Source organism: Acinetobacter sp. YH12231, assembly GCF_013417755.1.
Lineage (GTDB): Bacteria > Pseudomonadota > Gammaproteobacteria > Pseudomonadales > Moraxellaceae > Acinetobacter > Acinetobacter amyesii.
Map to the genome: position 1 here is coordinate 113025 of NZ_VPDJ01000013.1, position 7244 is coordinate 120268.

At 41.7% G+C, this 7244-nt stretch carries 8 protein-coding genes; 3 read left to right on the forward strand and 5 right to left on the reverse strand.

Annotated features, from left to right (window positions below):
- The first annotated feature begins 20 nt into the window (after window positions 1-20).
- From FTV11_RS09810 to FTV11_RS09820, 3 genes are all read left to right on the forward strand, one after another.
- Entirely contained in the window at window positions 21-1049 is a 1029-nt protein-coding gene (locus FTV11_RS09810; RefSeq protein WP_106984404.1) for a methionine synthase, read from the forward strand.
- A 104-nt stretch (window positions 1050-1153) separates the two neighbouring features.
- The gene (locus FTV11_RS09815) at window positions 1154-1648 is read left to right on the forward strand and encodes a flavin reductase (protein ID WP_111884696.1); all 495 of its coding nucleotides are present in this window, start codon (window positions 1154-1156) and stop codon (window positions 1646-1648) included.
- Window positions 1649-1867: 219 nt separating this feature from the next.
- A complete protein-coding gene (locus FTV11_RS09820; protein WP_180008836.1) occupies window positions 1868-2668 on the forward strand; it encodes a sulfite exporter TauE/SafE family protein in 801 nt (266 codons plus the stop codon).
- Window positions 2669-2808: 140 nt separating this feature from the next.
- Here FTV11_RS09820 and FTV11_RS09825 read toward each other — a convergent pair whose 3' ends face one another.
- The 5 genes from FTV11_RS09825 to FTV11_RS09845 all read right to left on the reverse strand — a co-directional run bounded on the left by FTV11_RS09825 (window position 2809) and on the right by FTV11_RS09845 (window position 6947).
- Window positions 2809-3138: a multidrug efflux SMR transporter gene (locus FTV11_RS09825; RefSeq protein ID WP_180073918.1), complete on the reverse strand. Its 330-nt coding sequence runs from the start codon at window positions 3136-3138 to the stop codon at window positions 2809-2811.
- 7 nt (window positions 3139-3145) lie between these two features.
- Window positions 3146-4027, reverse strand: a complete 882-nt coding sequence (locus FTV11_RS09830) for a hypothetical protein (RefSeq protein WP_180073919.1) — start codon at window positions 4025-4027, stop codon at window positions 3146-3148.
- Window positions 4024-5040, reverse strand: a complete 1017-nt coding sequence (locus tag FTV11_RS09835) for an isopenicillin N synthase family oxygenase (protein WP_180073920.1) — start codon at window positions 5038-5040, stop codon at window positions 4024-4026. The genes FTV11_RS09830 and FTV11_RS09835 overlap by 4 nt, the downstream gene beginning before the upstream one ends.
- Window positions 5041-5121: 81 nt before the next feature.
- On the reverse strand, window positions 5122-6003 hold the full coding sequence (locus tag FTV11_RS09840; RefSeq protein WP_120367011.1) for an ABC transporter ATP-binding protein: 882 nt from the start codon (window positions 6001-6003) through the stop codon (window positions 5122-5124).
- Window positions 6003-6947, reverse strand: coding sequence for an ABC transporter permease (locus tag FTV11_RS09845; RefSeq protein WP_180048949.1), 945 nt, complete (start codon window positions 6945-6947; stop codon window positions 6003-6005). Before FTV11_RS09845 ends, FTV11_RS09840 begins: the two co-directional genes overlap by 1 nt.
- Window positions 6948-7244 lie beyond the last annotated feature (297 nt).

A 7244-nucleotide genomic window follows, 5' to 3' on the forward strand; every position in this document is an offset into this window, starting at 1 on the left:
ATAGAGATAGAAGATCGAATATGGCCATTTTACTCCCAACTTCAACTGCTGGCAGCTTACCTAAACCATCTTGGCTGGCTGAACCTGAAAAACTGTGGTCAGCATGGAAGCTTGAAGGCGAAGAATTATTAGATGCAAAACGTGATGCGTTGAAATTATCTTTGCATGAACAAATCCATGCAGGCATTGATATTGTCAGTGATGGTGAACAAACCCGTCAGCATTTTGTAACCACATTTATTGAACATCTTGAAGGTGTAGATTTCGAAAAGCGTGAAACGATGCGTATTCGTAATCGTTACGATGCAAGTGTACCGTCTGTGGTGGGCGAAGTATCGCGTAAGAAAGCAGTGTTTGTTGATGATGCAAAATTCTTACGCAGCCAAACCAATCAGCCGATCAAATGGGCTTTGCCTGGCCCAATGACGATGATTGATACTTTGTATGATGGTCACTACAAAAGCCGTGAAAAATTAGCTTGGGAATTTGCTAAAATCCTCAATCAAGAAGCGCTAGAGCTTGAAGCGGCAGGCGTGGACATCATTCAATTTGATGAGCCTGCATTTAACGTATTTTTTGATGAAGTCAATGACTGGGGTATTGCGACATTAGAGCGTGCGCTTGAAGGTTTGAAATGCGAAACAGCCGTTCATATTTGCTATGGTTATGGCATTAAAGCCAATACCGATTGGAAACAGACTTTGGGTAATGAATGGCGCCAATACGAAGAATCATTCCCGAAACTGCAACAATCGAAGCTCGATATCATCTCACTTGAATGCCAAAACTCTCGTGTACCAATGGATTTAATCGAACTCATCCGCGGTAAAAAAGTCATGGTTGGCGCAATTGATGTTGCAACCAATCAAGTTGAAACAGCAGAAGAAGTAGCTAATACATTACGCAAAGCATTGCAATTTGTAGATGCCGACAAGCTATATCCTTCAACAAACTGCGGTATGGCGCCTTTACCTCGCCACGTGGCGCAAGGCAAACTAAATGCGCTAAGCGCAGGCGCTGCCATTATTCGCCAAGAATTGACCGCATAAATTCGAGCTGACTCAATTTCATGTAAGGGCAATAAGGAAATTAAATTTGCTATTGTCCAAACCTGAGAAAGAGATAAGCCATATAGACCATTGAGATTGAAGAGATGATTGAAGCAACTGATTTTAGAAATGCAATGTCTTTATTGACGACTGCAGTCAACGTGATTACGACTGAGGGCGAAGCAGGCATGCATGGATTTACAGCATCAGCAGTATGCAGTGTGACAGATACACCGCCAACTTTGCTGGTTTGTATGAATCAATCATCTCGTTCTCATGCGCATTTTCTTGAAAATAAAGTTCTGTCTGTCAATGTTTTGGGCGCACAGCATGAGCAGATTTCCAATGCTTTTGCTTCAAGCAAATTCAATTCGGAAGAGCGGTTTAAATTGGGTTCTTGGACCACATTAGAAACAGGTTCACCAATATTAAAAGATGCTTTGGTCAGTTTTGACTGTCAGATTGAACAGATTCAAGAAGTGGGTACGCACAGCGTGTTTATGTGCCGTGTGGTCGCAATCAAGCAAAGTCAGCAGGAGGAAAGCTTGGTGTATTTCAACCGTGCTTATCATGCTGTGGGTCAAGTGGAGTTGGCTTAATCACTTCGTAAATTATTTATAATCAATATTAGATTTCTTGCCAAAGTCAAAAAACATTCAGAATGTGATTTTAAATGAGTAACTAAAAGTTGCTTCTCCCTTTGTGATGAGGAGCATGTTCCTCATCCTTTAAAAAAGAGAGGGAACATTCATTATTCACCGAATGATAGTACATATTTGATTTATACAAGATTTCTCTTCATTTTAAATCGGTATATTGTGGAACTCATTACTTTCTTAATTATTGGTGCATTTGCTGGTTTTGCTGCGGGGCTGTTTGGCGTTGGCGGCGGTACTATCATTGTGCCTTTGCTCTATATTGTTTTTAGCCAAATGGGCTATAGTCCCGATGTGATTATGCATTTGGCGCTCGGCACATCTTTGGCTACGATTGTTGTGACATCGATCAGCTCCTTGATGGCGCACAATAAAAATGGTGCTGTGATTTGGCCTGTATTTAAAAATTTAGCTCCGTCTATGGCGATTGGCTGTTTTGCAGGCGCAGGGATTGCAGGCTGGCTGTCAGGTTTACATCTGCAAATGATTGTCGGTGTATTTTTACTTTGGGTGGCTTATACCATGTTTATGGGAGCAAAAAAGCCAGTCGATCCAAATAAAACACTACCATCTACAGCTAAACAAATTGCAGCAGGTTCGGGTATCGGCGTTGCATCGGCCATCTTCGGGATTGGCGGCGGCAGTATTACGGTGCCGTATTTAACGGCAAATGGCGTGGTGATGCAAAAAGCGGTCGGGACGTCTGCCGCTTGCGGTTTACCCATTGCCATTGCTGGGGCATTGGGCTTTATGTTCTTTGGCATGCAGCAGCATGTTGAAATTCCAAATACCATTGGCTTTATTCATATCTATGCCTTTTTGGGCATTAGTGTGATGAGTTTCTTTACGGCTAAATATGGCGCGAAAACTGCGCATGCGCTTTCACCAGCAGTACTGAAAAAATGTTTTGCGGTGCTGTTATGTATTGTTGGATGCTTTTTTCTAGTGAAAGGCATCTTATAGAAGCCGACAGATCACAGTTAATTCATTCGAAGCGTATGCTCTAGTGTCCAACAGCAAGCTAGAGCATTTTTATTTAAAGCAATTTAAGTCTTTAAAATTTCAGAGATATTATTTAAAAAATTCATTTTAAAACTGACATTTCAAAGCTCTGTGCTTTTAGAAAAAATATTGATAATCACAATACCCAATAAAATAAAGGCCAAACCAATCATGGCAGGTAGGTCTAAATTTTGTTTAAACACAAACCAGCCCACGCATGAAATAAGCACAATGCCTGCAGCCGACCACATGGCGTATGCCAATCCCATAGGAATCGATTTAAAGGTCAAACCTAAAAAGAAGAGCGCAATGGCATAGCCCAATACTGTAAAAATAATAGGTACTAGTTCGGTAAAGCCATTACTGGCTTTTAAGGCGGATGTAGCAATCACTTCGGCAATGATTGCAATAAGCAAATAAATAAACGACATTGATTTCCTATAGGCATTCTACTGCATGATGTAAGAGATGCTGTTTTTCATTTTGCAACCAATCTGCACTTTCTGTCGTGGTATCAGTGCGACGCTGAAATGCATAATGTGGAACATAAATATCCACCTCGTACATCAGCTGTACTGCTTGACCATTAATAATGACGTTTTGCATCAAATGTGTTTCATCAATAACTTTAAAATCATCAAAATTAAGTGATTGATCTTGTTGAGATGAGGTCGTTGTATAGTACTTATGCAGACCATCTACAGCGATGGACACTTCAAAGCTTTCAATCAACGTTTCATACATAGTAGGTGCAGATGATATGTTGATGCTGGCAACTGTTTGCTGATCTGCAGGTAAACGACTCAGTGCAAAGGCCACATGCTTATCACAAACAATCAATCCGCCATCCATCTGCAAGGGTTGATGACTTTCTACATCGAGGGCTGACTGCAACCGCAGGCCTAAAAATAGCCCTTCATGCACTTGTTGACGCCAGTCTTCGACATACGCATTGCTTGGAGAGATTTCTAAAATACAGTTGCCAATCGCATGCAGTTTTGCAGGTTCTGGCCATTGCACATGATTTTGATAATTTGAGTGTGCTTTAACGTCCCAAGACAATAATTGCTGTTCAGCATCCCAAAGAGTGTTGCCAATCCAGCCTTGACGCTCATTCACTGGCGTATCTTCACGGCTTTTTAAACGTAGATCGATGGTGAAACTACGTGACTGAAACCAATACACAATGGTTTTTTCATCCGTTAATCCATTCGAAAAACTAATGCTTTTACGGCGAAAAGCACCATATAAATAGTCTGGAATAGGACCTGAAACCTCTTGGCTGGCTGGAAGCTGTGCTAAAGCCTGAAATAGATTCATGCGCTTGCTCCTTGTGCTTCTGTATTTTCATCCATACCAAATGATGACAATGGCACAGCATTTCTAAGACTTAGCTCTCCTGAAGCGATACGTTTTTTGAGATAACTAAAGGTTTGCGCGGTTTGATTAAATAAATGTTCGCCACCAATTAAGGGCTGATATTTGGGCGCTTCAGTAGAGGGTGCTGGCTCAATGATCGTGTCGTAATTACAGGCACAGAACAGAGGGAAAGAGTAGCGTTCTTCAGAGACTTTTTTAACACGGTGTTTGGTGGCCAAATATTTGCCATTCGACAAAATTTCCATCATGTCGCCAATATTCATCACCAAGGTATTTTCAATCAATGGAATATCCATCCATTCACCTTGTTTATTTAATACTTGCAAACCTGGTGCCGTCGGCAAGAGTAGTGTAAAGCACTCATAGTCTGTATGCGCGCCAATGCCTTCAGCATCTTTCACTTCAGGGTTATACGGATAATGGATTAGACGCAGTTGGCTGGTCGGATGAGTAATTTTGCGATCAAAAAAATGCTCATCTACATTCAAAGCTAAAGCAAAGGCCTGAAAAATCTGCTCACTAATACTGCGTAAATGGCAGTAATAATCACTGACCGTGCTTTTAAATGTGGCATCATCTGGCCATAACGTAGGGCCAAGCAATGGAAATGCCGTCGTTTCGCCGTGGTAATCATAATTGACGTCATAGGCTTCTTTTAAGTCGTAGCTGTTGCCTGCAAATTGTTCTTCACCAATTGGCACATAGCCACTATGATTTTTCGACAGCCCAATATAATGTTGCATTTTACTGGCGGTATCTTGTTGAAAATAACGCTTTGCCACCTGAATCAGTGATGTCGCAAAATCAAAATTGAACTGATCACCTTTTAAATATAGAAAACCAACATCTTTACAGGCTTGATCCAATGCAGAGGCTACTTCTAAACGTTCTGACAATTCCGTGCTTTGCATTTTTGAAATATCAACAAGTGGTAAAACATAAGATTCATTCATCTTCAATTCCTATAATGTTGGCCGTCCAACGCTGTAGTACATCATTTAGGCCGTCCTAAAGATGAAGAGGGATTAATCCAGTTATTTTTGCGTACTGACTTGGGTCATACGTGGAATTTTCGGTAGGTTTTCCATCGCTGGGTCGAGCTCGTCTTCCTGCGCATGTACCAAGAAATCCACCCGTTCACGCAGTTGTTTAAATTCAGGACTCAGCATGAGTTCAGGATTACGAGGACGGGGTAAATCGACCTCAATAATTTCTTTAATTTCACCAGGATTGGCTTTGAGCGCCACAATACGATCCGCCAATAAAATCGCTTCATCCATATCGTGGGTCACAAAAATGATGGTGATATCAATGTTTTGCCATAGATCCATTAAATGCTTTTGCATTTTTTGACGGGTATGCGGGTCAAGTGCGCCAAAAGGCTCATCCATCAATAATATTTTTGGTTCATTGACCAATGCGCGGGCAATAGCAACGCGCTGTTTCATCCCGCCAGAAAGCTGATGCGGATACTGATCTTGGTATTTTTCTAGACCAATAATATCAATCCATTCTCGGGCGCTGGATTCGGCCGAAGCATTGCTGGCACCTTTCATTAAAGGGCCAAACATCACATTTTCTTTGACCGTTTTCCATGGAAAAAGCGTGTAGCCTTGAAACACCATGCCACGCTCAGGGCTTGGGCCTTCAATCGCTTGGCCATCGACCAGCAATTCACCGCTACTGTAAGGATCAAGCCCAGCCACAATTCGGCTAAAGGTCGATTTACCGCAACCCGATGGGCCAATCACGCAGATAAATTCACGTTTATGAATCTTTAAATCCAACTGATTTAAAATAGTGCGTTCAGTTTTGCCGTGCTTGAAACTTTGTGTAAGTTTTTTTGCTTCTAAAATGACAGGGCGTGCATAAATTGCATCGAAATAAGTGGTGGCATTAAACTCTGTGCTGTTCATTATTTTGCTCCTGCTTTCCATTTAAATAGACGTTGACCGAGTTTCATTAGCACCACATCGCACACCAAACCAATCACCCCAATGATGAGGATCGCGGCATAGACATTGTCAAAGTTTTGGTAACGCGCTTGTTGGGTGATAAACCAGGTAATCCCAGAGGTTGTGCCGATCAGTTCAGATACGATCAGATAGGTCCAAGCCCAGCCGAGCAATACACGCAAGTCGCGGTAAATATCAGGAAGCGCTGCTGGAATCACCACATGAAATAAGCTTTTTATTTTATTGGTGCCCAGCGTAAAACCTGCTTCAATCAGGCCACGGTCTACCATCCGTGTGGTGTTGGCGATAATTAGAATTTGCTGAAATAGCGTACCAATCACGATAATGGCAATTTTAGGTGCATCATTAATGCCTAAAATCGCAACGGCTAAGGCGCCAAAAGCAGGAGCGGGCAAGTAACGGAAAAACTCAACAAAGGGTTCGGTCAGTAGAGATATTTTTTGAGAAAAACCGCAAAGAATACCCAGTGGAATACCGATGAGAGAGGCAATAAAAAAAGCGCTGAACACAATTTTAATACTGTGCCATAAGCTTTGATGAAACCATGGGGCATCAGGTTGGGCAGGTGGAGTTATAAAAGCCGTAACTAATGCTTTTGCTACTTCGTGCGGTGCAGGTAGATAGATCGGATTGACCAGTTTGCCTTGCGGTGGTTCTGCACCTGCATTGACCGCAGATTGTGCTTCGGCATAAAACACCGCTTTGTCGACACGGCTATCAACCTGAAAATAAGGCACACTGCCAGACTGCGTAATTTGTACCTGAGGATGCCATAAAAATGGCAAATAACTCACTGCACACCAAATGAGCACAGGAATTAAAAATGATCCTAAGCCAAGCAATAGCTTACTTTTTGGACTGAGCTCTCTTGCGACATAACCCATACTGACCAAGCCCCAATATTACTTTTTTAATAAAACGTAATACTGTTAAGCAATTTGAATGCCAAACGCGTGTATGCCGTGTTTTATTGGCCTTATGTAAAGTTAGATAGGCTATAAACAGCAAAAAGCCTGCAAAAGAAGCAGGTAATATTAGGGTCTGTTGACATTTATTGATTAAAAAAATAGCGAGATAGTAAAATTAAATCGCCAAACCCAATTTTACACTCGCTATGCCTCGAACAATGCTAAATGATCAACACTGGTCCAAGTTACTTGCTATTTTCCGTCACTTTAATA

Bases quoted from the DNA above. Each gene is read 5' to 3' on its own strand.
- FTV11_RS09810 (WP_106984404.1), top strand. From the start codon at position 21: ATGGCCATTTTACTCCCAACTTCAACTGCTGGCAGCTTACCTAAACCA.
- FTV11_RS09815 (WP_111884696.1), top strand. From the start codon at position 1,154: ATGATTGAAGCAACTGATTTTAGAAATGCAATGTCTTTATTGACGACT.
- FTV11_RS09825 (WP_180073918.1), bottom strand. From the start codon at position 3,138: ATGTCGTTTATTTATTTGCTTATTGCAATCATTGCCGAAGTGATTGCT.
- FTV11_RS09830 (WP_180073919.1), bottom strand. From the start codon at position 4,027: ATGAATCTATTTCAGGCTTTAGCACAGCTTCCAGCCAGCCAAGAGGTT.
- FTV11_RS09835 (WP_180073920.1), bottom strand. From the start codon at position 5,040: ATGAATGAATCTTATGTTTTACCACTTGTTGATATTTCAAAAATGCAA.
- FTV11_RS09840 (WP_120367011.1), bottom strand. From the start codon at position 6,003: ATGAACAGCACAGAGTTTAATGCCACCACTTATTTCGATGCAATTTAT.
- FTV11_RS09845 (WP_180048949.1), bottom strand. From the start codon at position 6,947: ATGGGTTATGTCGCAAGAGAGCTCAGTCCAAAAAGTAAGCTATTGCTT.